The organism is Qipengyuania xiamenensis (genome assembly GCF_019711495.1).
Classification (GTDB): Bacteria; Pseudomonadota; Alphaproteobacteria; order Sphingomonadales; family Sphingomonadaceae; genus Qipengyuania; species Qipengyuania xiamenensis.
In genome coordinates, this window is the sequence record NZ_JAIGNM010000001.1 from 1,022,316 (window position 1) to 1,046,256 (window position 23,941).

General features: G+C 63.6%; 23 protein-coding genes. 11 read left to right on the forward strand and 12 right to left on the reverse strand.

The genetic code is table 11. The features are described from left to right. Positions 1–104: 104 nt before the first annotated feature. The 3 genes from K3165_RS05135 to K3165_RS05145 all read left to right on the forward strand — a co-directional run bounded on the left by K3165_RS05135 (position 105) and on the right by K3165_RS05145 (position 6,106). Positions 105–2,759, forward strand: coding sequence for a TonB-dependent receptor (locus K3165_RS05135; protein WP_221547713.1), 2,655 nt, complete (start codon positions 105–107; stop codon positions 2,757–2,759). Between the two features lie 85 nt (positions 2,760–2,844). Next, positions 2,845–4,812: a tetratricopeptide repeat-containing sulfotransferase family protein gene (locus tag K3165_RS05140; protein WP_221547714.1), complete on the forward strand. Its 1,968-nt coding sequence runs from the start codon at positions 2,845–2,847 to the stop codon at positions 4,810–4,812. A gap of 67 nt (positions 4,813–4,879) precedes the next feature. Beyond that, entirely contained in the window at positions 4,880–6,106 is a 1,227-nt protein-coding gene (locus tag K3165_RS05145) for an MFS transporter (RefSeq protein WP_221547715.1), read from the forward strand. Positions 6,107–6,170: 64 nt separating this feature from the next. Here K3165_RS05145 and K3165_RS05150 read toward each other — a convergent pair whose 3' ends face one another. Together K3165_RS05150 and K3165_RS05155 are read right to left on the reverse strand one after the other, a co-directional pair. Then, the gene (locus tag K3165_RS05150; protein WP_221547716.1) at positions 6,171–7,034 is read right to left on the reverse strand and encodes a hypothetical protein; all 864 of its coding nucleotides are present in this window, start codon (positions 7,032–7,034) and stop codon (positions 6,171–6,173) included. A gap of 110 nt (positions 7,035–7,144) precedes the next feature. Then, positions 7,145–8,365: a S8 family serine peptidase gene (locus tag K3165_RS05155; RefSeq protein ID WP_247713888.1), complete on the reverse strand. Its 1,221-nt coding sequence runs from the start codon at positions 8,363–8,365 to the stop codon at positions 7,145–7,147. Between the two features lie 120 nt (positions 8,366–8,485). On the opposite strand from K3165_RS05155, the gene K3165_RS05160 reads away from it, so the two are divergent. Beyond that, positions 8,486–8,938, forward strand: coding sequence for an RNA polymerase sigma factor (locus K3165_RS05160; protein WP_247713889.1), 453 nt, complete (start codon positions 8,486–8,488; stop codon positions 8,936–8,938). Further along, a complete protein-coding gene (locus tag K3165_RS05165) occupies positions 8,935–9,633 on the forward strand; it encodes an anti-sigma factor family protein (RefSeq protein ID WP_221547718.1) in 699 nt (232 codons plus the stop codon). Before K3165_RS05160 ends, K3165_RS05165 begins: the two co-directional genes overlap by 4 nt. Before the next feature lie 171 nt (positions 9,634–9,804). On the opposite strand, the gene K3165_RS05170 is transcribed toward K3165_RS05165, so the two are convergent. Further along, positions 9,805–10,149, reverse strand: coding sequence for a hypothetical protein (locus K3165_RS05170; protein WP_221547719.1), 345 nt, complete (start codon positions 10,147–10,149; stop codon positions 9,805–9,807). A 174-nt stretch (positions 10,150–10,323) separates the two neighbouring features. Between K3165_RS05170 and obgE the strand changes: the two genes are divergently transcribed. The 5 genes from obgE (at position 10,324) to K3165_RS05195 (ending at position 15,087) form a co-directional block, all read left to right on the forward strand. Continuing rightward, complete coding sequence (gene obgE, locus K3165_RS05175) at positions 10,324–11,385, forward strand: GTPase ObgE (protein WP_221547720.1); 1,062 nt, start codon at positions 10,324–10,326, stop codon at positions 11,383–11,385. A gap of 5 nt (positions 11,386–11,390) precedes the next feature. Next, positions 11,391–12,512: a glutamate 5-kinase gene (proB, locus tag K3165_RS05180; RefSeq protein ID WP_221548336.1), complete on the forward strand. Its 1,122-nt coding sequence runs from the start codon at positions 11,391–11,393 to the stop codon at positions 12,510–12,512. After that, positions 12,509–13,414 carry an NAD-dependent epimerase/dehydratase family protein gene (locus K3165_RS05185; protein WP_221547721.1) on the forward strand — a complete coding sequence of 302 codons (906 nt, stop codon included), beginning with the start codon at positions 12,509–12,511 and terminating at the stop codon, positions 13,412–13,414. The genes proB and K3165_RS05185 overlap by 4 nt, the downstream gene beginning before the upstream one ends. Before the next feature lie 43 nt (positions 13,415–13,457). Then, positions 13,458–14,555 carry a 2OG-Fe(II) oxygenase gene (locus K3165_RS05190; RefSeq protein WP_221547722.1) on the forward strand — a complete coding sequence of 366 codons (1,098 nt, stop codon included), beginning with the start codon at positions 13,458–13,460 and terminating at the stop codon, positions 14,553–14,555. A 109-nt stretch (positions 14,556–14,664) separates the two neighbouring features. Beyond that, entirely contained in the window at positions 14,665–15,087 is a 423-nt protein-coding gene (locus K3165_RS05195; RefSeq protein WP_221547723.1) for a hypothetical protein, read from the forward strand. 57 nt (positions 15,088–15,144) lie between these two features. On the opposite strand, the gene K3165_RS05200 is transcribed toward K3165_RS05195, so the two are convergent. The 9 genes from K3165_RS05200 to K3165_RS14090 form a co-directional block, all read right to left on the reverse strand. Beyond that, positions 15,145–15,900 (reverse strand): phosphoadenylyl-sulfate reductase, encoded by a 756-nt coding sequence (locus K3165_RS05200; RefSeq protein ID WP_221547724.1) that lies wholly within the window; start codon positions 15,898–15,900, stop codon positions 15,145–15,147. Continuing rightward, complete coding sequence (locus K3165_RS05205; RefSeq protein WP_221547725.1) at positions 15,897–16,343, reverse strand: DUF934 domain-containing protein; 447 nt, start codon at positions 16,341–16,343, stop codon at positions 15,897–15,899. Before K3165_RS05205 ends, K3165_RS05200 begins: the two co-directional genes overlap by 4 nt. Next, positions 16,336–17,970: a nitrite/sulfite reductase gene (locus K3165_RS05210; protein WP_221547726.1), complete on the reverse strand. Its 1,635-nt coding sequence runs from the start codon at positions 17,968–17,970 to the stop codon at positions 16,336–16,338. The genes K3165_RS05205 and K3165_RS05210 overlap by 8 nt, the downstream gene beginning before the upstream one ends. Then, on the reverse strand, positions 17,970–18,266 hold the full coding sequence (locus K3165_RS05215; RefSeq protein ID WP_221547727.1) for a DUF2849 domain-containing protein: 297 nt from the start codon (positions 18,264–18,266) through the stop codon (positions 17,970–17,972). Before K3165_RS05215 ends, K3165_RS05210 begins: the two co-directional genes overlap by 1 nt. Further along, positions 18,263–19,018: a uroporphyrinogen-III C-methyltransferase gene (cobA, locus tag K3165_RS05220; protein ID WP_221547728.1), complete on the reverse strand. Its 756-nt coding sequence runs from the start codon at positions 19,016–19,018 to the stop codon at positions 18,263–18,265. The genes K3165_RS05215 and cobA overlap by 4 nt, the downstream gene beginning before the upstream one ends. Positions 19,019–19,115: 97 nt before the next feature. Further along, positions 19,116–20,171 (reverse strand): mechanosensitive ion channel family protein, encoded by a 1,056-nt coding sequence (locus K3165_RS05225; protein WP_221547729.1) that lies wholly within the window; start codon positions 20,169–20,171, stop codon positions 19,116–19,118. 2 nt (positions 20,172–20,173) lie between these two features. Further along, positions 20,174–21,385 (reverse strand): cystathionine beta-lyase, encoded by a 1,212-nt coding sequence (gene metC / locus K3165_RS05230; protein ID WP_221547730.1) that lies wholly within the window; start codon positions 21,383–21,385, stop codon positions 20,174–20,176. A 2-nt stretch (positions 21,386–21,387) separates the two neighbouring features. Further along, positions 21,388–22,221, reverse strand: a complete 834-nt coding sequence (locus K3165_RS05235; RefSeq protein WP_221547731.1) for a sulfurtransferase — start codon at positions 22,219–22,221, stop codon at positions 21,388–21,390. Between the two features lie 40 nt (positions 22,222–22,261). After that, entirely contained in the window at positions 22,262–23,377 is a 1,116-nt protein-coding gene (locus tag K3165_RS14090) for a hypothetical protein (RefSeq protein WP_221547732.1), read from the reverse strand. 96 nt (positions 23,378–23,473) lie between these two features. Here K3165_RS14090 and queF point away from each other — a divergent pair, with 96 nt between their 5' ends. Then, positions 23,474–23,941: a preQ(1) synthase gene (gene queF / locus K3165_RS05245; protein ID WP_425594394.1), complete on the forward strand. Its 468-nt coding sequence runs from the start codon at positions 23,474–23,476 to the stop codon at positions 23,939–23,941.

Below are 23,941 nucleotides of genomic sequence, written 5' to 3' on the forward strand. Positions count from 1 at the left end.
CGTCGAGCGGGATTGTGATTTTCACACGCTCACGAATATTGGTCCGTCCGGATAACCGGGTGCAGGGCGACAGATATCGATCCACACGGGGGAAACTTCCAGCCATGAAGAAAATCATCAGCGGCGCGTCCGTTAGCGCGCTCGCCATCGCAGTCGCATCGCCTGCACTCGCGCAGGAAACCACGGAAGCACAACCTGAAGCACAGCCGCGCGCAGGCGGCGTCCAGACCATCGTTGTCACCGCGCAGAAGCGCAGCGAAGACCTGCAGGACGTGCCCGTTTCCGTCGCCGCCATCGGCGCCGAGGAACTCGACGAACTCGCAGTCGACACCTTCGAGGATTATCTCGACCAGCTTCCCACGGTCACCGCAGGTGGCAGCGGCCCGGGTCAGAGCACGATCTACATTCGCGGCCTCGCCTCGACCACGCCGAACCTGACGACTGCCGGCGTTGCCGGTCTCGCCCCCAACGTGGCGCTCTATCTCGACGAACAGCCGCTGGCACAGCCGGGTCGTAACCTCGACGTCTACGCCGCCGACATGGAGCGTATCGAAGTCCTCTCGGGCCCGCAGGGCACGCTGTTCGGTGCAAGCTCGCAGGCAGGCGTCGTCCGCCTTATCACTGCAAAGCCCGACCTGTCCGGCTTCGACATGAGCGCCGATGCTGGTCTCTCGTTCACCAAGGGCGGCGAGATGAGCTACAAGGGCGAGGTCATGGTCAACCTGCCGGTGACCAACACGATCGCGCTGCGCGGCGTTGCCTATTACGATCACCAAGGCGGCTACATCGACAATGTCGCCGGTACGCGCGACCTGAGCGAAAGCGCCCGCTTCCGCCCCGCCGGTACGGTCCGTTCGAACGGCGTTCCGGTGAACGCGCTGCGCGGCGGTTTCCAGGCCGGCGCCGACCTGTCGAACGTGACCTTCCTCGAAGCCGACAATGCGGCACTGGTCGAAGATGATTTCAACGACACCAGCTATGCCGGTTTCCGCGCCACCGCGCTGTGGGAAGTCACCCCCGACTGGACCGTGACCGTGGCCCACAGCCGCCAGGAAGTCGAAAGCGACGGCGTGTTCTTCGCCGATCCCGAACTCGACGGTCTCGACGATCTGGAAATCCAGCGTTTCGAAGAAGACACGCTGGAAGACGAGTTCTCGAACACCGCCTGGACCGTCGAGGGCCGCCTCGGCATGCTCGACCTGGTCTACACGGGCGCGTTCACCGACCGCACGACCGACCAGCGCGTCGACTACACCGACTACCTGTTCGTCGGTCAGTATCTGCCGTATTACATCTGTGACGGCTCGGTTACCTATCCCGGCGCAGCTGCACCCAGCGGCACCTGCCAGGCACCCAACCTCTACGTCACCTCGTTCAGCGAAACGGAAGTCTTCACCAATGAATTCCGCTTCAGCACGCCGGACGACAACTGGATCCGCACCACGGGCGGTGTGTTCTTCTCCGACCTGGAGCTGAAAGAACGCAACGACTTCGCCTATCCGGGCAATGTCATCGCTCAGCCGTTCGGCGCTTTCGCACCGAACTTCCCGCAGGCGGGCTATACCTCGCTCGACGGCCCGTTCCCGGCAGAAACGATCTTCCGGAACGATATCCGCCGTACCGACGAGCAGTTCGGCATCTTCGGTGAAACCAGCATCGACATCATCCCGGACCTGCTGACCATCACCGGCGGCATCCGTTACTACAACATCCGGGTCGACTTCGAAGGCAGCGCCAACGGCAGCTTCTGCAACAGCGGCGCAGCGCAGGACGCGAACGCGTTCGGCACCGACCTCAACGACCTGTATGACGGTGACGGTTCGTTCACCTTCATCGGTTCGTGCAACTCGGCCCTGCGCCAGACCTTCACGATCAACGACACCTTTGCCGACATTCGCGCAGCCGGCCTGAGCGTTTCGCAGGCCCGCGCGGTATTCAACGCCGTTCGCGCACCGGACGAAGCGAAGGCCGAAGGCGTGATCTACAAGGGTACGCTGACCCTCACCCCGACGCCGGACCTGCTGTTCTACGCGACCTATTCGGAAGGCTTCCGTCCCGGACTGCTCAACCGTCCGGGCGGCGCCACCAATGGCGCGGGCTTCGTGGTTCCGTTCGAACTCGATACCGACGAAGTGAAGAACTACGAATTCGGCTGGAAGACCGAACTGCTCGACGGCCAGATGCGCTTCAACGGCAGCGCGTTCTACGTCGACATCAGCCGCCTCCAGACGACGATCTTCGACCCGTCGATCACGAACCTGTTCTTCTCGGCAAATGCTGCGAATGCGGAAATCCGCGGTGTGGAAGCAGACTTCACCGTGGCACCCTATTCGATGCCGGGCCTGACGCTCTCGGGTGCCTTCTCGATCCTCGACACCGAGATCACCGAAGTGCTCATCCCGACGAGCGACGTGATCGTGGGCAACGAACTGGCCTTCGCACCGTCGTTCCAGGGCAATCTGCGTGCACGGTACGAATGGTCGCTGTCGAATGACTGGGAAGCTTTCATCCAGCCCCAGGTCACGCATTCGGCATCGAAGTTCACCGACGTGATCGAGATCAACAAGCTCGAACTCGACAGCTACACCGTCGTCGACCTGTCGGCAGGCGTTAAGGGCGAGCAGTGGAGCGTCGAACTGTTTGGCGAGAACCTGTTCGACGAACGCGCACAGATCTCGGGCAATTACGTCAACGACCGCCCGCGGATCGCGACCAACCGTCCGCTGACGGTCGGCCTGCGCGTCGGCTTCGACTACTAGGACCGACACCCTTCACCGGGAAACGAGGCGGCGGGAGCGGGCAAAGGCCATCGCTTCCGCCGCTTCTGTTTGTTAGGCGATAATCATGACCACCCGCGAAGACACTCTTTCGGCAGCGCAAAAGGCCCTGCAGGCGGGCGATTTCGCACGCGGACGCGAGCTTGCCGACAGCCTGCTGGCCGAAGACGGCAAGGACGGCGAAGCGCTGTACATGGCCGCGGTCGCCGCGCGCTATCTCAAGCAGTTTGACGATGCCGAAGGCTACCTCGCCGCGCTCCATGGCGTCATGCCGGAATATGGCCGCGCGTGGCAGGAGGCCGGACATCTGGCAAAGGCTCGCGGCCAGACGGCCGACGCCATCTCCGCCTATGCCAACGCCACGCGCTTCAACCCTGCGCTGGAAGCCAGCTGGCGCGCGATGGCACCGCTCCTCACAGAGGCGGGCCGAGTAGCGGAAGCCCGGAATGCCATCGCGCAGGCCGACCGGATCGACGGCCTGCCGAAGGAACTCGTCGCGGTTACCCATCATTTCCACGAAGGCCGCCTGCTGCGCGCCGAGGAAATTTGCCGCCATTACCTTCGCAGCCATCCGAAGAACGTAGAAGGCATGCGCCTGCTCGCCAAGATCGGCATGCAGCTGGGCGTAGTCGAAGATGCGGAGTTCCTGCTCGACAGCGCCGCCGCCTTCGAGCCGCACAACGTCCAGGTGCGGCTCGACTATATCGACGCGCTGCGCCGCCGCCAGAAGTTCGAAAGGGCGCGTGAAGAAGCCGAGGCGCTCTACCGGCAGGACCCCGAAAACCCGCTGTTCCAGTCTCACCTCGCGATCGAGAGCATGCAGACGGGCGACTATGACAAGGCGTTCGAACTGTTCGATGCCGTGCTTGCCAGGCTGCCCGATGATCCTGCCACGCTGACCAGCCGCGGCCATGCCTTGAAGACAACCGGCAGGCAGGAGGATGCGGTCGAAAGCTATCGCGCCGCCTTCGCTGCCAAGCCCGACCACGGCGACGCCTATTACGCGCTCGCCAATCTCAAGACCTACAGCTTCACCGACGACGAAATCGCTGCAATGCGCGAACAGGCCGCTCGCCCCGGCCTCGCATTCATGGACCGCGTCCACCTCTCCTTTGCGCTCGGCAAGGCGTTCGAGGATCGCGGCGAATACGAAGCGTCATTCGGGCACTACGAGGAAGGCAATGCGCTGAAGCGCGCGCAAACCCGCTACAGCGCCGATGCCATGAGCGAGGAACTGGCGAAACAGGCCGAGTTCTGCACGCCGGAACTCTTCGATACGCACGCAGGTTCGGGCCATTCCGCGCCCGACCCGATCTTCATCCTCGGCCTTCCCCGTGCAGGCTCGACCCTGCTCGAACAGATCCTTGCCAGCCACAGCCAGGTCGACGGGACGCTGGAACTGCCCAATATCCTTGCACTGGCGCACCGACTGCGAGGCCGGAAGGCCGGCCAGTCGCGATATCCGCAGATCCTCCATGATCTCACCCGCGAACAGCTCACGCAGTTCGGCGAAAAGTTCATCGAGGACACCCGCGTCCACCGGCAAGGCGCGCCTTTCTTCATCGACAAGATGCCGAACAATTTCCGGCACATCGGCCTCATCCACCTGATCCTGCCCAATGCAAAGATCATCGATGCCCGCCGCGCCCCGATGGACTGCTGTTTCTCCGGCTTCAAACAGCTCTTCGCCGAAGGGCAAGAGTTCACTTACGGGCTGGAGGAAGTCGGCCGCTACTATTCCGACTACGTCGCGCTCATGGACCACTGGGACCGCGTGCTGCCGGGCAAGGTCTTGCGGGTGGATCACGAGGACGTGCTCGACGATCTCGAGGGTCAGACCCGCCGGATGCTCGAATATTGCGGCCTGCCCTTCGAGGAAGCCTGCCTCGACTTCCACAAGTCCGACCGCGCAGTGCGTACCGCCAGCAGCGAACAGGTCCGCCGCCCGATAAACCGCAGCGGACAGGACGCATGGAAGCCTTTCGAACCATGGCTCGATCCGCTGAAAAAGGCTCTCGGACCGCTCGCACCATAGGCCACGCGGGGCATTGTCGGGCCGTCATGGCTTGAAGTGCGCACAATGAGTGATACGCAGCGCCGGAATGCTGACGTCCGCTCTTCCCGTACGCGCCATCCTGGCAGCGATCTTCGTCCTCATGGCAGGCAGCGGCTTCCTGTCGACCCTGATCGCCATCCGGCTGGAGCAGGACGGGCAGTCGGCGGCCATCATCGGCCTGGTTGCCACCAGCTACTTCGCGGGCCTGATGATCGGATCGATGCGGGTCGAGCGGCTGATTGCCAATATCGGCCATATTCGCGGATTCGCGGCCTTCGTGACAGTCTATTCGGCGAGCAGCCTGACCTATGCGATCATAGACCTGCCCGCGGTCTGGCTTGTCCTGCGCCTGATCGACGGTTTTGCGATGGCCGGCGTGTTCGTATGCCTTGAAAGCTGGCTCAACCAGCAGGCGAGCCCGGCCAACCGCAGTTCGATCCTCGCGGCGTACATGATTGCGCTCTATTGCGGTCAGGCAGGAGGGCAGTTCCTGCTTAACCTCGGCGACAATGCGCCCGACCTGCCCTTCATGGTGTCGGCGATCCTGCTGTCGATCGCCCTCCTTCCGATCCTGCTCACGAAGATGCAGCAACCTGTGATCGAGAAGACGGTCCCCTTCTCTCTGAAGAAGCTCTACAAAGCCTCGCCTCTCGGGATCGTAGGTACGCTGGCAACCGGTGCCATGCTCGGCGCGTTCTACGCATTGGGCGCGGTCTACGTGCAGCGGATCGGAATGCCGCTTTCGCAGGTCGCCCTGTTCACCTTCTGCGTGATCGCGGGTGGTGTGGTGTTGCAATATCCGCTCGGCATCCTGTCGGACCGCTTCGACCGCAGGCAAGTGGTCAACGCCTGCTTCCTCATAGTCGGAGCGATCTGCGCGGTCATGGCCTTGGTTCCGATGCCCTCCTTCGGCACGATCGTCCTCGGCAGCCTGTTCGGAGGCTTCGCCTTCGCACTCTATCCGCTGTGCGTCGCCCATTCGAACGACCACCTTACCGAAGAGGAGCGTGTCGGCGCGAGCAGCGGGCTCGTCCTGACCTACTCGGTAGGAGCCGTCGCGGGCCCGATGATCGGTTCGCTCGGGATGGGGCTACTCGGCCCCGATGGCCTGTTCGGCGTGATCGGCACCATGGCTATTATGGGCGCCATGTTCGGCCTGTGGCGGACCTTAGCGCGTGCCTCTGTCCCTGCAGAAGAGCAGCAGGCCTTTCAGAGCCTGCCGCGTACCACGCCGATGGCAGCGGTTCTCGAAAGCGAGGATTTGCCCGAATAGACATACGAAAAGGCCGGACCGCCTTTCGACGATCCGGCCCCTTCGCGGTTCTGCGACCCTGTTGTTATTCAGCCATGTCTTCGCTGACCGGCTCGGGCCGTTCATCATTGCCGCTCGATGCCGAGCCGCTGCCTTCGCCAGCGATCAAGGCGTTGCCGCTACCCCTGAGGTTGGCTGCCGGAATGGTGGTAAGTCCTTCGCGGCTCTCGACGACCACTTCGCGAACCTGGCCGCTACGCGTGGCGACGATGTCGCGAACATTTCCGAGCTGCTGGCCCGAGGGAAGGTTGACCGGCATTCCCGGTGCCACTGCAAAGGCGCCTTCGCCCTCGGCATCGCCACTGCCTGCCACGGCCAGCATGCCGTTACCGAGCGAGCCCGCACCCGAAGCCGCGCCGTTGGCCGAACCGGCAGCATTGCCTGCCTGGCCTGCAAGACCGGTGGCGCGCTCACGTACGGCACCGACAGCCGGAGTGGCGAGGTTGCGAACGGTCGAAACGCCGTCACGGGCACGGCCCACTGCGTCGCCAGCTGTGCTACGAACGGCATCCGTGCCGATCAGCTGGGCATTGGCATTGCCCGAACCCGATGCACTGCCCGAGCCCGAGGCATCGCCCGAGGCGGAACCCAGCGGGCTATCGATCAGCTGACTGGTGGTACCTTCGAGGCCCGCATCGAGCGAACGCGTCACAGAAACCTCGCCGGTATCGCGGTCGACATTCTGGTCGCCGTCGGTCGAAGCATTGCCACGTGCGGTGCCGCGGGTGATCGTGCTGATCCGGTCGGTCGAACCGCGCAGGGTGGTATCGACAGTGCCCCTGACAGTTCCGGTCACCCCGCCGAGGCCGCCGCCACTACCCAGGAGCTGAGCATGCGCCGGAGCCGAAATCAGGGTGAGAGCCGAAGCTGCGAGAATAAGATGTTTCATGATGGTTTTCCCTTTCATCGTTTACGGATGCGAAGAGTGGTTGGTGCATCCGCTTGAAAGGAAAACGGGCGGGGTTCGCCGCTTAATCCATCTTTTCTGGAAAAACTTTTCTAGCGCCCGTCGCAGCGCCCGCAAACAAGGCCGCGCCCGTACACGTCGTCATGGCCTTTCTTGCCAAGGTCTTCCGCCTCGCGGTCGAGTGCGCTCCGCCAGTCGCTTCCCTGCCCGATTGCCTGAGCGGCGCGTGCCGCGACCAGCGGGGTGGCAAATGACGTGCCGCGCAGCCTCATGCGCCGCCCCTTTGCATTGCGGCCATAAATGTCGGCGCCGGGGGCGGCATAATCGAGATGGAGCGCGCGCCCCGCCTCGATCAGGGCACGGCGCTTGCCATCGACAGCGGTAACCGCGACCACGCCCTCGTAGGAAGCGGGAAATGACGGCGGTGAGGCCGGTCCGTCATTCCCGACCGCGGCCACGATGACGACGCCCTTGCGCTGTGCCGAAGCGATGGCTCTGCCGAGCACAGGATTGCGCGGCCCGACGAGGCTGATGGTCACCACCTTGCTGCCCCGTGTCACCAGCCAGCCGAGCCCCTTGGCCATCGCAAGCGCATTGCCGCCGGCTTTGTCGGTGCCATAGACGTCCGCCACACGGATCGTCCCCGCACCAGCATAGGCGAGGAGCGAAGCCACCGCGCTGCCATGATTGCTCGGGTAAGGAGCGCCTTTTGCAAAGCCGCGTTGTTCGGCGACTTTGACCGAGGAGCCTGTCGCACCGTCGATCATTCCTACCGGCGCACCAATCGAGTTCGGCGCGTCTGCCGCCAATACAAGGTTCGCAGCATCCGCGCCTCCGGCCTGGAAGTGCAGCGTATCGGCAGAAACTACGGCATCGGGCACGATAGCCTCCAGCTGCTTCTGCGCCTCGGCGAGTTTCATCCCTTCCGGCACAGAGAGCCGCACAAGCTGGAGATCCAGCCCTTCGACGCTTTCGCGCGAGAGGACGGTAAAGCCACGCTCGCCAGCAATTTCGAGAGCGGATTGCGAAGCGTCCATGACCAGCAGTTCGCCCTTGCGGGCAGGAGCGCCGTTCGCATCGAATTCGATCGCATCCCGATTGCGCCTGACCAGCCGGTCGATCCGGCGAAGGCGATCGTTCGCAAGACGCTGCGTTTCCCGCTCTATTTCGCGCGTGGTCCGATCGAGCCTGTCGTCGATCTGGTCGACCACGCTCCCGACATCGGGAACGCCCACGCGAGGCAGCGCGATCTGCGCAGCCAAAGGGGCGGCAACCATCGCCAGAAGCGCGGAAATCAGGGAAAACAATCGCATCGGTCTGTCGTTACTCCACTAAAACGCATTAAGCATGGATGAAACGCATGCAGTCATCCGTTTAATCCGTGGAAGGCAAAGACACTGAGCACATCGTTCGAAACCGATATGCTGGCTTTGATGCCCCGGCTGCGGCGTTTCGCGGTCGGGCTTGCCGGCAATCCGGCCGACGGTGACGATCTTTGCCAGATGACCATCGAGCGTGCGCTCACCAACCGTTCGAAGTGGACGGAGGGGACGCGGCTCGACAGCTGGACCTATCGGATCATGCGCAACATCTGGATCGACGAGGGCCGCAAGACCACCCGCAGGCACGAGACCTTCGTCGCCGAGGAAGCAGGCGCAGGCGTCGGCGGCGACGGCGCACAGGAATCTGCGGTGGAACTTTCCAATGTCGACCGCGCCATGCAGAAACTGCCCGAAGACCAGCGCGAAGCCGTGCTGCTCGTGATGGTTGAAGGCTATGCCTACAAGGAAGCGGCCGAGATCGTCGGTTGCCCCGTAGGCACGCTGAATTCGCGCCTGGTACGGGGGCGAGACGCTTTGATGGGAATGCTGGGAGAAGCACAATGAGCATCACCCGCGAGGAAATCGCCGCCTTTGCCGACGGTCAGCTTTCGCCCGAGCGCGAGGCCGAAGTCGCCGCCGCAGTCGCCAGCGATCCTGCCCTTGCAGAGGAAGTCGCAAAGCACCGCGCCCTCAAAGCGATGCTGCAAGGCCATTTCGCGCCGATCGCGGAAGAGCCGGTGCCCGAACACATGGCCGCGCTGCTTCGTCCCGAACCGCAGCCGGAAGTCGTAGATTTTGCAGCGGCGAAGGAGCGGCGCGAGGAGAAGCGCAAGCTGCCGAGCTGGGGTTGGGTCGCAGGTCCGGCACTGGCCGCTTCGCTTGCCATCGCGATTTTCCTGCCGCGAGGGTCCGACACGCCAGACGGCTACGCAGATGCGCAGCTTGCATCCGTGCTCGACCAGACGCTGGTTGCCGAACAGACCGGCAGCGCCGACACCCGCATACTGCTGAGTTTCCAGAACGACGACGCCGAGTTCTGCCGCGCCTTCAGTGCTCCCGACGGCGGCGGCATCGCCTGCCGCGACGACAAAGGCTGGCAGCTCGAGGCTTTGGGCGAAGGGAGCGAAGCTGCCAGCACCGATTATCGCATGGCGGGAGCTGGAGACGCCGATATCCTCGCGATCGCACAGGAACTCGCCCAAGGTCCCGCACTCGATGCCGAAGCCGAAAGGAAAGCGCGCGAGGCAGGCTGGCGTTAAGCCCCAACAGCGCCACAAAAAACAAGGGCCGCAAACCTCATCTCGGGTTTGCGGCCTTTTCTTTGGTCGCCCTTCGCGGGCACAAAAATTGGAAGGACCGGGGGGTCATCCGGTCCTTCCTGGGAGATCGGCCTGCCTGGGACATGCAGGCCGGGGGGACATCCCTCGCGATTATTCGACGACGATCACCTCGCCGTAGCGATAGCCACGCTCGGCCATTTCCTTGATGTAGTGTTCGCGCTCTTCCTTGAGCTCGTGGCCGTATTCTTCCCAGGCATCGCGCAAGTCCTCGACATCGGACGCGCGGCGCAGGTCGCTGGTCAGTTCCTTCTGGGCCTCGGTGATGTCGATCCGGTAGTCGAACCAGAAGCGGTTCTCGATCCCGGCGATCGGGCTGGAAATGATCCGCGCTTCCTGATCCCGGGCATAGGCTTCCTCGTGAAGCATCGGGATCGCTGCGGTCGCTGCAGTGGCGAGGCCGAGGGCGAGCATCGGCAGGGTTGCGGTGAATTTCATGTCTTTCTCCTTTTGTGACCGGGCGCCATTGCGACCGGCTTGCAAGGAGAACGGATCGCGTCGCGGGTTTAATTCACGATGCGGGCAAATTTTTTGACGGCTTCGGAAATTTCGACCTTCGCAGAAGCATTCGTAGTTCTCGCCATGCCCCTCAAAACCGTCTAGGGGCGCGCAATGCATTTCCTCGATCAGGCCAAGATCTATCTGAAATCCGGCGCGGGTGGTCCCGGCGCTGTCAGTTTCCGGCGCGAAAAATACATTGAGTACGGCGGCCCAGACGGGGGCAATGGCGGCAAGGGCGGCGACATCATCTTCCGCGCCGTGCAGGGTCTCAATACGCTCATCGACTTCCGCTATGCGCAGCACTTCAAGGCGAAGCGCGGCAGCCATGGACAGGGCAAGGACAAGACGGGTGCGGGCGCGCCCGACCTGATTATCGACGTGCCCGTCGGCACGCAGATCCTGTCGGAAGACAAGGAAGAAGTGCTCGCCGACTTCACCGAGGTCGGTCAGGAAGTCGTCTTCCTCGAAGGCGGGATGGGTGGTCGCGGCAATGCCAGCTACAAGTCCAGCACCAACCGCGCACCGCGCCAGCACCAGCCGGGCATGCCGGGCGAGGAGATGTGGGTCTGGCTGCGCCTGAAGCTGCTGGCCGATGTCGGGCTGCTCGGTCTGCCAAACGCCGGCAAGAGCACCTTCATCAACCAGGTCACCAACGCCAATGCGAAGGTGGGGCATTATGCCTTCACCACGCTGGTGCCGAAGCTGGGCGTAGTCCGGCACAAGGCGCGCGAGTTCGTAATCGCCGACATTCCCGGCCTTATCGAGGGCGCCGCGGAAGGCGCAGGAATCGGCGATCGCTTCCTCGGCCATATCGAGCGCTGCCGTGTGCTGATCCACCTGATCGATATCGCCGGCCAGGATCCGGCAGACGCCTATCGCACGGTGAATGCCGAGCTCGAGGCCTATGGTGCCGGCCTGTCCGACAAGCCGCAGCTGGTAGCGCTCAACAAGCTCGACCTTGCCGACGAGGAACTGGGCGAAGCTTTTGCCAAGGAATTGCTCGAAGCGGGCGCGGACAAGGTCTTCTCGATCTCGGGTGCGACCGGCGAGGGCATTGAGGAACTGCTCGACGCAGTGCTCGGCTACCTGCCCGATCGCACTTCGACCGAAACCAAGGCCGCCGAGGTGGAAAGCACCGAGGAAGACGGCACCGGCGAGTGGTCGCCCATCTGACGCCCATGGCGATCACGACGCTTTCAGGACTGGGTGAGGCAAAACGACTCGTCGTGAAGGTCGGCTCGGCCCTGCTGATCGAGCAAGGCAAGCCCCGCGCAAACTGGCTGGCCACGCTGGCACAGGAACTTGCCGCGCTGCGGAAGCGCGGGACCGAGGTCATCGTGGTCTCTTCGGGTGCCATCGCGCTTGGCGCTGCCAAGCTCGGCCTGCCCAAGGGAGGGCGTGGCAGTCTTGCCGATGCGCAGGCCGCCGCATCGGTCGGACAGGTGGAACTGGCGCGCCTTTGGTCGGATGCCTTCGAGACGCACGGTCTCGTCGCCGCCCAGATGCTGGTCACGATCGACGATCTCGAAGACCGCCGCCGCTATCTCAATGCTTCGGCCACACTGGAACGCCTGCTCGTTGCGGGTGCGATCCCCGTGGTCAACGAGAACGACAGCGTAGCGACAGAAGAAATCCGCTTCGGCGACAACGATCGCCTTGCCGCGCGCGTGGCACAGGCCGCGCAGGCACAGGGCGTGTTACTGCTCTCCGATGTCGACGGGCTCTATGATCGCGATCCGGCGCAGAACGGGGCCGCGCTGATCGAAACGGTCGAAGGTGTGACGCCCGAGATCATCGCCATGGCGACCGGCGGTTCCACATCGGGTCTCGGCTCCGGAGGCATGCTGGCAAAACTGCAGGCCGCCCGCATCGCCGAGCGTGCAGGTATCGCGCTCGCCATCATCAACGGCATCCATGAAGCGCCCATTTCGCGCGCGCTCGATGCCGGACGCGGTACGCTTTTCCTGCCGCAGGGTGACGAAAGTGCCCGCAAGGCCTGGCTCTCGGGCCGGCTTGCTCCTTCCGGGGTTCTCACGGTCGATGCCGGCTGCACCGAAGCACTCGCCGACGGAGCCAGCCTGCTGGCAGCGGGACTGACCGAGATCGAAGGTGATTTCCGGCGCGGCGATCTCGTTGCAATCCACGGCGCGAAGGGCGAGCGGCTGGGCCAGGGCCTGGTCGAGTACACGAGCGAAGAATGCCGCGCGATCCTCGGCCTTCGTGAAGACATGCAGGCGGAAAAGCTCGGCTATGCGCCGCGCGCTGCAGTCGTCCACCGCGATCACATGGTGCGCGCATGACCGTTGCGCTGACAGGAGCCACGGGATTTGTCGGGCAGGCCGTCCTCGATGCCGCCGCGAGCAAAGGCATCGCAGTCCGCGCACTGACCCGCCGGACGCAGGCACCTCGCGACGGCGTCACCTGGGTCGAGGGCAGTCTCTCGGATTCGAAATCTCTCGCTGTGCTTTGCGAGGGCGCCGACTGCGTCGTGCATGTCGCGGGCCTTACGAACACGCCCGACCCGGCGGAATTCGAAGAGGCCAATGTCATCGGCACGCGCAAATTGCTGCACGCCGCGAAGTCGCAAGGCGCCGGGCGCTTCGTCTTCACAAGTTCGCTGTCCGCGCGCGAGCCTTCGCTGTCGCTCTACGGCGCCTCCAAGGCCAATGCGGAGGCCTTTGTCGAAACGAGCGGGCTGGACTTCACCATCGTGCGTCCGCCTGCCGTTTACGGACCTCGCGACAAGGACATGTTCGAACTCTTCCGTTCGGCGAAGTTCGGCGTGGTGCCAGTTCCACCGAAGGGCCGGACCTCGATAATCCATGTCGACGACCTGGCCGAATGCCTGCTGGCGCTTTCGCCTTCAGGAACTGCTGCGGGAGCGACACTCGAGCCGGATGACGGGCAGCACCGGGGCTACGAACACGGCGAGCTCGCCCGCCTGATCGGTCGGGCGATGGGGAAAAGGGTCCTCGCCCCTCACCTTCCCGCCGCATTGCTCCGCATCGGCGCGAAGGCCGACCGCCTGCTTCGTGGTGACGATGCCAAACTCACTCACGACCGCGTCGGCTACATGGTCCATGACGACTGGGTCTGCCGTCCCGACCGCGCCGTCCCCGAGGGCATCTGGACGCCGCGCATTCCGGGCGAGGATGGCCTCGCGGCGACAGCAGACTGGTACAAGCGCGAAGGCTGGCTCTGACAGGTGATTGTCGCCCGCTGCCAAGCGGTTTAGACACCTCCACATGACCACCCAGCCTGCCCCGCCGGTAGCCGGCGACTATGCTCCCTGGTTCCATGCGAAAGCCCTTTCGGGATCGGATCGCTACGCCTTCCACTCGGTCGGCGGGCGGCACGTGCTGATGCTGTTCTTCGGCACCGCCAGCCAGCCCGGGGCAAAGGCAGCGCTTGAGGTGGTGGCAAGACATCGCGCTGTCTTCGATGACGAACATGCGGTGTTCTTCGGTGTAACCGTCGACCCCACCGATGTCGCGCAGGACAGGATCGCGCAGGACCTTCCCGGCATCCGGTATTTCCTCGACTATGACCGCGCGGTCAGCCGCCAGTTCGGCGCGGCCAACGACGCCAATCGCTATGAGCCTTTCTGGGTCCTGCTCGATCGCGAACTGCGGGTGATCCAGCGCTACCGGATCGACGCGGGCGAGGCGGCGATCGAGGAACTCAAGAGCCGCACCGCCGACGTTACCGACGGGGGCGCCCCAGTGCTGACGGTGCCCGACGTATTCGATGCGGAAACCTGCCGGATGCTGATCGACCTGTATGAAAGTGACGGCGGCACGGCCTCTGGCTTCATGCGCGACGTGAACGGCAAGACGACCCACATTCTCGATGACAACTTCAAGCGCCGACGCGACACTTCGATCACGGACCCGAAGCTCATCCAGATGCTGTCCCAGCGCATCGCCCGCCGCATTGCCCCCGCGATCGAGCGCGCGACCCACTTCAAGGCAACCCGCATCGAACGACATATCGTCGCCTGTTACGAGGCCGGAAAAGGTCATTTCCGCCCGCACCGCGACAACACCACCTTCGGTACCGCGCATCGGCGGTTCGCCGTCACGATCAATCTCAATGCCGACGAATACGAAGGCGGCGACCTGCGCTTCCCCGAATTCGGAGGACGCACCTACCGCGCGCCGACCGGCGGTGCGGTGGTGTTCTCCTGCTCGCTGCTCCACGAGGCGCTCCCTGTGACCAAGGGCAAGCGGTACGCCTTCCTGCCGTTCCTTTACGACGAGGAAGCCAAGGCAATCCGCGAGGCCAATCTTGACAAGCTGGCGGCCGAAGCGGGCCAGGCCGTCAAGCAGGACGGCACCGCCTGACCGGCTTGCGTTGCGTTCTGCCGCGTAAGGCCTACTCTCCGGCTCACTGGTCGCGAATCGCAAGCGGGAATCCCCGCAATTCACTCATGGGTCGCATCAGGAGAGTACCATGAGGAAACTGATCTTTGCCGTGAGCGTGCTGGCCCTTGCAGGCTGTTCACAGGCCGAAGAAGCCGACACGATGGAAGCCGAAGAAGAGGTCGCCGTAGCCGAAGAGGCCGGTCCGACCGCCGCAGACGGCATGCCGTCACCGGGCATGTACAAGGTCACCGACGGCGAAGGTGTCGTCTACATGGAAGAGGTCAAGGCTGACGGAACCTATGTGACCACCAAGGACGGCGAACTCTACCAGACCGGTCGCTGGGAACAGCCATCTCCCGACCAGTACTGCTCGGCTGTCGATGAAGCCTATATCGATGAAGATGACGACGGCACGATGAAGTGCAACACCGAACAGATCGGTGAGGACGGCGTCTGGACCTCGGTCAACGACAAGGGCGAGACCGCAACGGTCGAACGCGTCGAAGGCTGAATTCGCACGAGCTAAGGAAGGCACCGTCGGCATGGCGCCGCGGTGCCTTTCCCGTTTCTAGAGGAAGGGTTCCTCGCCCGGCTTGTGAATTCCGCACTCGACCTTGTCCCAGCCCGCCCATCGTCCCGCGCGCGGGTCTTCGCCCGGCTTCACCGCTCGCGTGCATGGGGAACAGCCGATCGACGCGAAGCCGCGCTCGATCAGCGGGTGCCGCGGCAAGTCGTGTTCGTCGAAATAGGCCGAGATCCGGTCCGCATCCCAGTCGATCAGCGGATTGATCTTGAGCCTCCCCTGCGCATCCGACGTGTCGAGTTCGAACCGCGGAAGCGTTGCCCGCGTAGTGGACTGGAATGCCTTGCGACCGGTGAAGCTAGCATCGTAGCGGGCCAGCGCCTTTTCGAGCGGCCGCACCTTGCGCAGCTCGCAGCAACCGTCGGGATCGTACGACCAGCGTAGCCCCGTCTCGTCACGCTTCGCCAGATCGTCGAGATCGGGATAGAGATTGACGAGGTTGAGGCCGAAACGCTCGGTCAAAAGGTCGCGATAGGCGAGCGTTTCGGGGAAATGCTTGCCGGTTTCGAGAAAGAGCACCGGCACCGACGGATCGATCTGCGAAACCAGGTGGAGAAGTGCGGCGCTTTCGGCACCGAAGCTGGAAACCATCGCGATATCGCCCGCGAGGTTGCCCTCGAGCACGGCGCGCAGCCATTCCTCGGTATCGCTTCCACGGAACATGCGGTTCAGCCGGATGGCATCATGCTCCGTAAAGCGCGGCCCTGTATCGAGCCGGTCGATGGCGCGCGCGTCGTTCACGCGTGCCTCTTGCTCCAGATCGGCGTGCGCTTGTCGGCAGCCCCCTGATATACCTCGGGCCAGCGCGAGAGCGCCGTTTCGAGATCGGCCTCGTTCAAGGGGGCGTCGGGATCGAAGGCATCGAAGCCGCAGCGGCGCATGTACGCGACCTGGTCGACCAGCACGTCGCCCACCGCGCGCAGTTCGCCCTGGTAGCCCGCTTCGCGCAGGATTTGCGCCGAGGAATAGCCCCGTCCGTCGCCAAAGGCAGGAAAGTTCACCTCGACCAGCGAAAGGCGTTCGAGATGCGGAAGCAGTTCGCGCGCATCGTCACCCGGCTCGACGCGCACGGCGCTGGCCGACGACTGGTCGAGGAAGGAATCCACGGTGACAGCGGCGTGATCGACCGGCTCGTCGTCACGATAGCGAATGAGCGTGTCGTTTTCGGAGGAAAGATTATCCATAAAGCGCCTCTTTGAACGGGGCCATGCCGATGCGGCGGTAGGTATCGAGGAAGCGCTCGCCATCTTCGCGCTCGCGCAGGTAGACGTCCGCAGCCGTTTCGACCGCATCTACGATGCCGGCCTCGTCGAATCCGGGACCGGTGATCTTGGCGAGGCTGACATCTTCCGCCTCGCTGCCGCCGAGCAGTAGCTGGTAGTTCTCGACGCCCTTCTTATCGACACCGAGGATGCCGATGTGGCCCGCGTGGTGGTGGCCGCAGGCGTTGATGCAGCCCGAAATCTTGAGCTTCAGCTTGCCCAGCGCCTCGGTCTTGCCATTGGCAGCGAACCGCTCTGAGATTTTCTGCGCCACGGGGATCGAACGCGCATTGGCAAGGCTGCAATAGTCGAGACCCGGGCAGGCGATGATGTCCTCGATCGTGTCGAGGTTCGAGCTGCCCAGCCCTGCCTCTTCCAGCGCGGTCCACAAGGCATGGAGGTCAGCCACACGGACGTGCGGCAGGACGATGTTCTGCGTGTGCATGACGCGCAGTTCGTCGAAGCTGTAATCCTTCGCCAGATCGGCCATCAGGCGCATCTGTTCGGAGGTGGCATCGCCGGGAATGCCGCCGACGGGCTTGAGGCTGATGACCGCCGAAACATAGCCGTCAGCCTTGTGCGCGTGGGTGTTGCGGTCGACCCACAGGGCGAAATCGGGATCTGAGCGGTCGATTTCCGCGCTCGCGCCTTCCTCGAACAGCGGGTCTTCGAAGAATGTCCGGATACGCTCGAGTTCGGCAAAGGGCGGTTCGATGCCCTGCGAAAGCATGTGATCGAATTCGGCATCGACCTGGCGCGTGTATTCTTCCGCGCCCATTTCGTGGACGAGGATCTTGATACGCGCCTTGTACTTGTTGTCGCGGCGGCCGTGGCGATTGTAGACACGCAGGCACGCCTCGGCATAGGTGACCAGCCGGTCGAGCGGCACGAATTCCTTGATGCAGGGCGCGATCATCGGGGTACGGCCCATGCCACCGCCGACATAGAAAGCAGCGCCCAGTTCGCCTGCATCGTTCTTCACGATCTGGATGCCGATATCATGCAGGCGCATCGCCGCACGGTCGGTATCGCTGGCAATCACCGCGATCTTGAACTTGCGCGGCAAGTAGCTGAATTCGGGATGGAAGCTCGACCACTGGCGCAGCAGTTCTGCATAGGGACGCGGATCGACAAGCTCGTCGGCAGCGGCACCTGCGAAATGGTCCGAAGAGATATTGCGGATGCAATTCCCGCTGGTCTGGATGGCATGCATTTCGACCTCGGCGAGATCGGCGAGGATATCGCCTGCATCTTCCAGCTTGATCCAATTGTACTGAATGTTCTGGCGCGTCGTGAAGTGCCCGTAACCGCGGTCGTACTTTTCCGCGATATCGGCGAGCGCGTGCATCTGGCGGCTGTTAAGCGTCCCATAGGGAATGGCGACGCGCAGCATGTAGGCGTGCAGCTGCAGGTACAGGCCGTTCATCAGCCGCAGCGGTTTGAACTGGTCTTCGGTCAGCTTGCCTTCGAGGCGGCGCTGCGCCTGGTCGCGGAATTCCGCGACGCGCGCATCGACCATCGCCTGGTCGTATTGGTCGTAAAGATACATCAGATAACCCAGGTGCCGATATCGGGATCGGTCGGTTTGAGGGTGAGGTCGGGCCGCACGGTGGGGCCGAGGGCGCGGATGCGATCCTTGATATGCGAGGGCCGCGGACGGCCTTCGTATATTTCCGCATCGATCGCATAGGGCGCGTTGACGCGGCGCGAAGCCTCTTCGCGGCGGGCGATCTCGTCTTCGGATCCTGCGACATCGACGGCATCCTCGACGTGGAGCGACCAGTCGGACCCGGTCCACCAGGTCACGCTGCCGCTCTTCAGGTCGTTTCCGGTCAGAATTCTCATGCTGCTGCCTCCCGGGCGAGTTCGACTAGCGCGTTGTCGCGTGCGGTCACTTCACCGATCACGATAAGCGAGGGGCTGACGACATTCTCGCTCTCGACGAGCTGCGGAAGCCCGGCGAGCGAGCTGCGCAGGACGCGCATTTCGGGCCGGGCGCCGTTTTCAATCACCGCAATCGGCATTTCGGGGGCAAGACCGTCGGCCATCAGCTTTTCGGCGATCTGCGGCGCTGTCTTCACGCCCATGTAGATCACAAGCGTGCGTCCCTTGCCGGCGAGGCCCGCCCAATCCTGGTCGGACAGGCCCTTGCACTGTCCGGCAACGAAACTGACGATTGAGGAAGCATCGCGGTGGGTCAGCGCAATCTGCGCTGCCGCAGCCGCGCCATTGGCGGCGCTGATGCCGGGGACGACCTCGACCTTCACGCCGGCCGCATTGGCAGCCTCGGCCTCTTCGCCGCCTCGACCGAAGATGAAAGGATCGCCTCCCTTCAGCCGGACAACGTCCTGTCCCGAGCGGGCATAAGCCACCAGCAGGGTGCAGATATCTTCCTGCGGCATGGTGTGCTTCGAACGGCGCTTGGCGACGGAAATCAGCTCCGCCTTGGGGTGGGCGAATTCGAGGATCGAAGGATCGACGAGACCGTCATGGACGATCACGCGCGCATTGCCGATCAGCCGCGCGGCGCGCAGCGTCAGGAGATCGGGATCGCCCGGCCCTGCTCCGACGAGATAGATGGTTCCACTATTTGCCATTCCGCAAAAATGCGGTGACCGGCCGATTTCCGCCAATCAGAATGCGTGTCCAGCGACGAAGCGGAAATTTTGAAATCCACGCTGTCCGGGCGTGAACCTATTCTTTTGTAACTTTTCCTTCGGCCATCGCCTCGAACCAGCGTTCCAGCTGGTCGGACGAGCGGATATGGATGTCGCGCTGCGGGAAGGGAATTTCGATCCCGTTGTCCTTGAACAGCCACCACAGCTTCTTCAGCACGGCGCTGCGGACATTGCCCACGCCGTCTTCGGGATCCTTGATCCAGCAGTGGATCATGAAGTTGACCGAATTGTCGCCATATTCGCTCATCCACACGGTCGGCGGCGGAGCCTTGAGAATGCGGTCGCAGCTCTTGGCGGCTTCCAGCATCAGCTTTTCAGCAAGGTCCATGTCCGCCTCGTAGCTGACGCCCACGGGCACCTGCATGCGGACGTTCTTGGATGAGTAGGACCAGTTTTCGACCTGGTTGATCATCAGGTTTTCGTTCGGGATCAAATATTCGCGCTGGTCGCGCGTGGTCACGGATACTGCACGCACGCCGATCTTGCGGATCTGGCCGAAGCTTTCGTTGCCGGCCATGTCGGTCACCGCGATCACGTCGCCCGGCTTGATCGACTTGTCCATCAGCAGGATGATCCCGGCGATCAGGTTACCGAAGGTCTTTTGAAGACCGAAACCGATCGCGAGGCCGAAGGCACCGGAGAACACTGCCAATGCAGTGAGGTCGATGCCGAGCAGGTCGATACCGAGGAAGAAGGCGGCCGCCCAGACGGCGATCGTGAGGATCTTTTCCGCCAGCAGCTGCTGCGTATCGTCGAGCTTGGTGAAGCGGCGCACCCCGCGGCGAACCAGCTTGCTGACGAACCAGGCAAAGGCGATAACGCCAACGACGATCGAGGCGACGATCAGCACGTCGAACAGCGATATCCGCATATCGCCCATGCTGAGCGCAACCGCGTCCAGCCCGTCGAGCATCGAACCGACGGTCTCGTTCTTCTCGCTCACAGCCTCGCGAATACCTTCCGCCGCGGCAACAGGCGTTTCGGCAGGAGCATCTTCGGCTTGCAACCAAGCCTGCTCGACAGGAGCGTTCGCGGCCTCGGGAGCCTCGGTGGGTGCTGCTTCGCCTTGCACGTCTATCCTTCGTCCATCACGGCCATGGCCTGCTCGAGGTCCGCGATCAGGTCCGCGGGATCTTCAAGGCCGATGGATAAGCGAATGCCGCAACTATCCTCAACCCCCCAGCCCTGTTTTGGCCACGCCATTCGCGATCGTACCGGCGCCACGTCGAACGGGAGGGCGAGGCTTTCGAAACCGCCCCAGCTGTATCCGATGCCGAACAGGTCGAGCGCGTCGATCAGACGGCACCGCGCTGCATCGTCGCGGTCCCTGAGGACGAAGCTGAAGAGGCCGCACCCTCCGGTAAAGTCGCGCAACCACAGATCATGGCCGATACTGCCGGGAAGCATTGGGCAGAGTACGTGCGCGACTTCGGGTCGCTGCTCCAGCCACTTCGCGATTTCGAGCGCGGTTGCGGTTTCGCGTTCAAGGCGAACACCCATGGTCCTGAGGCCACGAAGGGCGAGCGCTGCATCGTCAGGCGAGACCACGTGGCCCAGCTGCTGCGAGGTCTGGCGAAGGCGCCTGTACCAGCGCTCTCCTGCGGTCGCGGCTCCCATCATGAGGTCCGAATGTCCGCCGACATGCTTGGTCAGCGCGGTGATCGCGATATCGCAGCCATGCTCGAGCGCGGCAAAGCCCAGCGAAGTCGCCCAGGTATTGTCCATAAGGCTGACCGCGCCCTTGTCGCGCGCGATCCTGGCGAGAGCCGGGATGTCGCAGACTTCCAACGTCAGGCTTCCCGGACATTCGAGCATGACCGCCTTGGTCCGCTCGCAAAATGCCTCTTCGAAACGGTCAAGGTCGAGTGGGTCGAAGAAGCGATGCTCCACGCCGTATCGCTTGAGAATGCCCATCGCCGCATTGCGCGTCGGATCGTAGGCGTTGTCGGTCACCAGCAAGACGTCACCGGCACGCAAGACCGCCATGAGCGCACCGACGATTGCAGCGACACCGCTAGGATAGAGGACGGTGCCGTGTGCACCGGGCTCCAGTTCGGTCAGCGCTTCCGACAGGCTCCACTGCGTCGGTGCGCCGCGACGGCCGTAGAAGAACGCGCCGTCTTCATTGCCCTTCACACCCTCGCGCAGGGCCGCGCAATTCTCGTAGAGATGCGTACTTGCCCGCCAGACAGGCGGATTGACGACGTATCCGGCGAAATCGCCGGAGCGCCCGCCTGTCACGAGGCGGGTGCCTTTGCCGAGCTTGTCCTTATTGCCTCCGGCCATGATCAGCGCGCTGCCCCGCTTTCCTTGGGAGTTTCGGGATCCGCGCCCCATTCCAGCCAGCTCCCGTCGTAGAGGTCGGCATCCAGTTTATCGATCAGCGCAAGGCCGAATAGCAGCACGCTTGCCGTCATCCCGCTGTTGCAGCTGGTGACGATCGGTCGGTCGAGATCGACGCCCGCGTCTTGGAATTCCGTGCGGATCGCATCGGGCGAACGGTAAGTACCGTCTTCGCGAAGGAGCCGCTTGAAGTGAAGGTTGCGCGCGCCCGGAATATGGCCCTCCGAGCCGCTACCCGCGCGACCTTCGAAACGCGCCACATCGCGGGCATCGACGACCTGCCAATCCTCGCTGTCGACATTGGCCGCGATCTCGTCCTTGCTGCGGACCATGCGGACCGGCTCGTGAGCCGCCCTGTCGCGCGGCGCATGACCGACTACGTGGTCTGAAAGCCCGCGTCCTTCCATGCGCCATTTCGCGATCCCGCCATCGAGTATCGCAACCTTCTTCTCACCATAACGCGAGAGGATGAACCAGGCGCGCGCGGAAGAGGCGATATCGCTGTCATCGTACAGGACGATGCGGCTGCCCGGCGCGACGCCAAGCTCGCGCATCCGCTGCGCAAACTGGTCCGCGCTCGGCACGGCCTTGGGGACGTCGGATCCGGTGTCGATGAAGCTCGCCAGGTCGAGAAACCGTGCGCCGGGTATGTGCCCGGCATCGAATTCCCTGCGCGCATTGCGGGGGCTGTCGGGCAAATGCATCGTCGCATCGAGGATAACGAGATCCTCCGCGTCGAGACGCGCGGCAAGCCATTCGGTCGAAACGAGCTTTTCCATCTCCCGACGTGCTAGCTTGCCGGGAAGGTGCTGTCGACAATCAGTCGAGTGCGCGCGCGGCAATCGGCTCGTAGCTGCGCGGACCATCGTCGAGGCGGAAGGGGCTGACCCGCCCGCCATCGGGCACGCCCTGGCCGATCACGAAGGTCTTCACCAGCACCTCTTCGCCCGCACCATCGATACGCACGCGCAGAAGCGGGACGAACAGCGCCGCATTGCCTTGCCGGATGATCCGGGCCTGCGAGAGAGGGATCATGACCGTGCCTTCGTAGCGGACGCTCTGGCCGGGCGCGATGCGATCGAAAGTGTGACGCTTCTCGAGAAGTTGCGACGAGCTTGCGACCTGCTGTTCGACCGGCACCCCGCCATGGGCCGATACGACGTCTGCCCCCAGCGCCACATTCGACAGCGCGCTGCCGGACCGGTTGAGGAGCGTGACGCGATAGTGGAGCGTCGCGTTCATCACCGAGCGCGTCAGCTTGATCGCCTCGGCCCGCAGCTGGAGATCCGCCGCGCCGACTGTGCCTGCACCGGCCGCAGCCACCACGGGGCGTTCGATTTGCGGGGGTTCGGCATTCTTCCGGCGGCGCGAAACGAGGTAGCCGAGACCAAGCAGGGCCAGGATGCCCCCACCCACTGCAGGCCACAGCCATTCCGGCTGTTCGGACGCTTCCGCCTGTGCCTGCGGAGCCACATCAGCCGCAGGTGCAGGCAGGTCTACTTGAGGGGACGCCTGCTCGAGACCGGTTTCGGGCAAGACCGCTTCGCTATCCGGCAAGGACGCGGGCGGCTGGACGGGGACGGTCGTGGGACGGCTCGTCGGTACAGCACTCGGCGCTGCTGTGCGCGGCGTGGTTGCCGTAGGAACGGCCGCAGACGGCCTCGGCGTCGGTGTCGGAAGCGGCTGGACCGTGGCCGCAGGATTGGCGGTCGCCGTGGGAACGGGTGTCGGGGTCGGCGTCGGGGTCGCGGTCGGGATGACCCGCGGACGGGCCGGCACACTCGAGCCTTCGCTATCGACCGGTCCCTGAACCTGCGGGCTGGCTGTCGGCGTCGGCGCCGGCGGCAGCTGGAAATCACGCGTGCTTTGCGCGGAAAGAGCGGTCGGCGCGGCAAGGAACAGCGCGGCAAGGGGTAGGCGAATACGCTTGGGCATTGGGTAAAGATCAGCTCACTGGAGAAGGCGCGCTGAATAGGCACTGAAGCGCCTCCTTCCAAGCCTCGCCTTGCGCAAGAACAACATTCACGGCAGATGCGCGGCATGAGCGACACAGTGACACCCAAGTTTCTGGGCGAAAACAGCCCGCTTCCCGCCTCGCCGGAAGAGGCCGAACTCGACTACGTGCCCAATCCGCGTGCCGGGCAACTCTACATGGTGCGATTCGCAGCGCCCGAGTTCACCTCGCTTTGCCCGGTGACCGGTCAGCCCGATTTTGCGCATCTCGTCATCGACTACGCGCCCGGCGAAACGATCGTGGAATCCAAGAGCCTCAAGCTATTCCTCGGCAGTTTCCGCAACCACTGCGGTTTCCATGAAGACGTTACCGTGGGCATCGGTAAGCGCCTGTTCGATGAAATGAAGCCGCAATGGCTGCGCATCGGCGGATACTGGTATCCGCGCGGGGGCATTCCGATCGACGTGTTCTGGCAGAGCGGCGCTGTGCCGGAAGGACTGTGGGTGCCCGACCAGGGTGTCTCATCATACAGAGGGAGAGGGTAA

Excerpts from the sequence above, each read along its gene's own strand:
- K3165_RS05150 (WP_221547716.1), bottom strand. The coding sequence starts at position 7,034 with ATGAAACATCTTATTCTCGCAGCTTCGGCTCTCACCCTGATTTCGGCT.
- K3165_RS05205 (WP_221547725.1), bottom strand. The coding sequence starts at position 16,343 with ATGGATAATCTTTCCTCCGAAAACGACACGCTCATTCGCTATCGTGAC.
- K3165_RS05165 (WP_221547718.1), top strand. The coding sequence starts at position 8,935 with ATGAGCATCACCCGCGAGGAAATCGCCGCCTTTGCCGACGGTCAGCTT.
- K3165_RS05135 (WP_221547713.1), top strand. The coding sequence starts at position 105 with ATGAAGAAAATCATCAGCGGCGCGTCCGTTAGCGCGCTCGCCATCGCA.
- K3165_RS05185 (WP_221547721.1), top strand. The coding sequence starts at position 12,509 with ATGACCGTTGCGCTGACAGGAGCCACGGGATTTGTCGGGCAGGCCGTC.
- K3165_RS05160 (WP_247713889.1), top strand. The coding sequence starts at position 8,486 with ATGCCCCGGCTGCGGCGTTTCGCGGTCGGGCTTGCCGGCAATCCGGCC.
- K3165_RS05170 (WP_221547719.1), bottom strand. The coding sequence starts at position 10,149 with ATGAAATTCACCGCAACCCTGCCGATGCTCGCCCTCGGCCTCGCCACT.
- K3165_RS05140 (WP_221547714.1), top strand. The coding sequence starts at position 2,845 with ATGACCACCCGCGAAGACACTCTTTCGGCAGCGCAAAAGGCCCTGCAG.
- K3165_RS05190 (WP_221547722.1), top strand. The coding sequence starts at position 13,458 with ATGACCACCCAGCCTGCCCCGCCGGTAGCCGGCGACTATGCTCCCTGG.
- K3165_RS05155 (WP_247713888.1), bottom strand. The coding sequence starts at position 8,365 with ATGCGATTGTTTTCCCTGATTTCCGCGCTTCTGGCGATGGTTGCCGCC.
- metC (WP_221547730.1), bottom strand. The coding sequence starts at position 21,385 with ATGGCCGGAGGCAATAAGGACAAGCTCGGCAAAGGCACCCGCCTCGTG.
- obgE (WP_221547720.1), top strand. The coding sequence starts at position 10,324 with ATGCATTTCCTCGATCAGGCCAAGATCTATCTGAAATCCGGCGCGGGT.
- K3165_RS05195 (WP_221547723.1), top strand. The coding sequence starts at position 14,665 with ATGAGGAAACTGATCTTTGCCGTGAGCGTGCTGGCCCTTGCAGGCTGT.
- cobA (WP_221547728.1), bottom strand. The coding sequence starts at position 19,018 with ATGGCAAATAGTGGAACCATCTATCTCGTCGGAGCAGGGCCGGGCGAT.
- K3165_RS05215 (WP_221547727.1), bottom strand. The coding sequence starts at position 18,266 with ATGAGAATTCTGACCGGAAACGACCTGAAGAGCGGCAGCGTGACCTGG.
- K3165_RS05210 (WP_221547726.1), bottom strand. The coding sequence starts at position 17,970 with ATGTATCTTTACGACCAATACGACCAGGCGATGGTCGATGCGCGCGTC.
- K3165_RS14090 (WP_221547732.1), bottom strand. The coding sequence starts at position 23,377 with ATGCCCAAGCGTATTCGCCTACCCCTTGCCGCGCTGTTCCTTGCCGCG.
- K3165_RS05145 (WP_221547715.1), top strand. The coding sequence starts at position 4,880 with ATGCTGACGTCCGCTCTTCCCGTACGCGCCATCCTGGCAGCGATCTTC.
- K3165_RS05235 (WP_221547731.1), bottom strand. The coding sequence starts at position 22,221 with ATGGAAAAGCTCGTTTCGACCGAATGGCTTGCCGCGCGTCTCGACGCG.
- queF (WP_425594394.1), top strand. The coding sequence starts at position 23,474 with ATGCGCGGCATGAGCGACACAGTGACACCCAAGTTTCTGGGCGAAAAC.
- proB (WP_221548336.1), top strand. The coding sequence starts at position 11,391 with ATGGCGATCACGACGCTTTCAGGACTGGGTGAGGCAAAACGACTCGTC.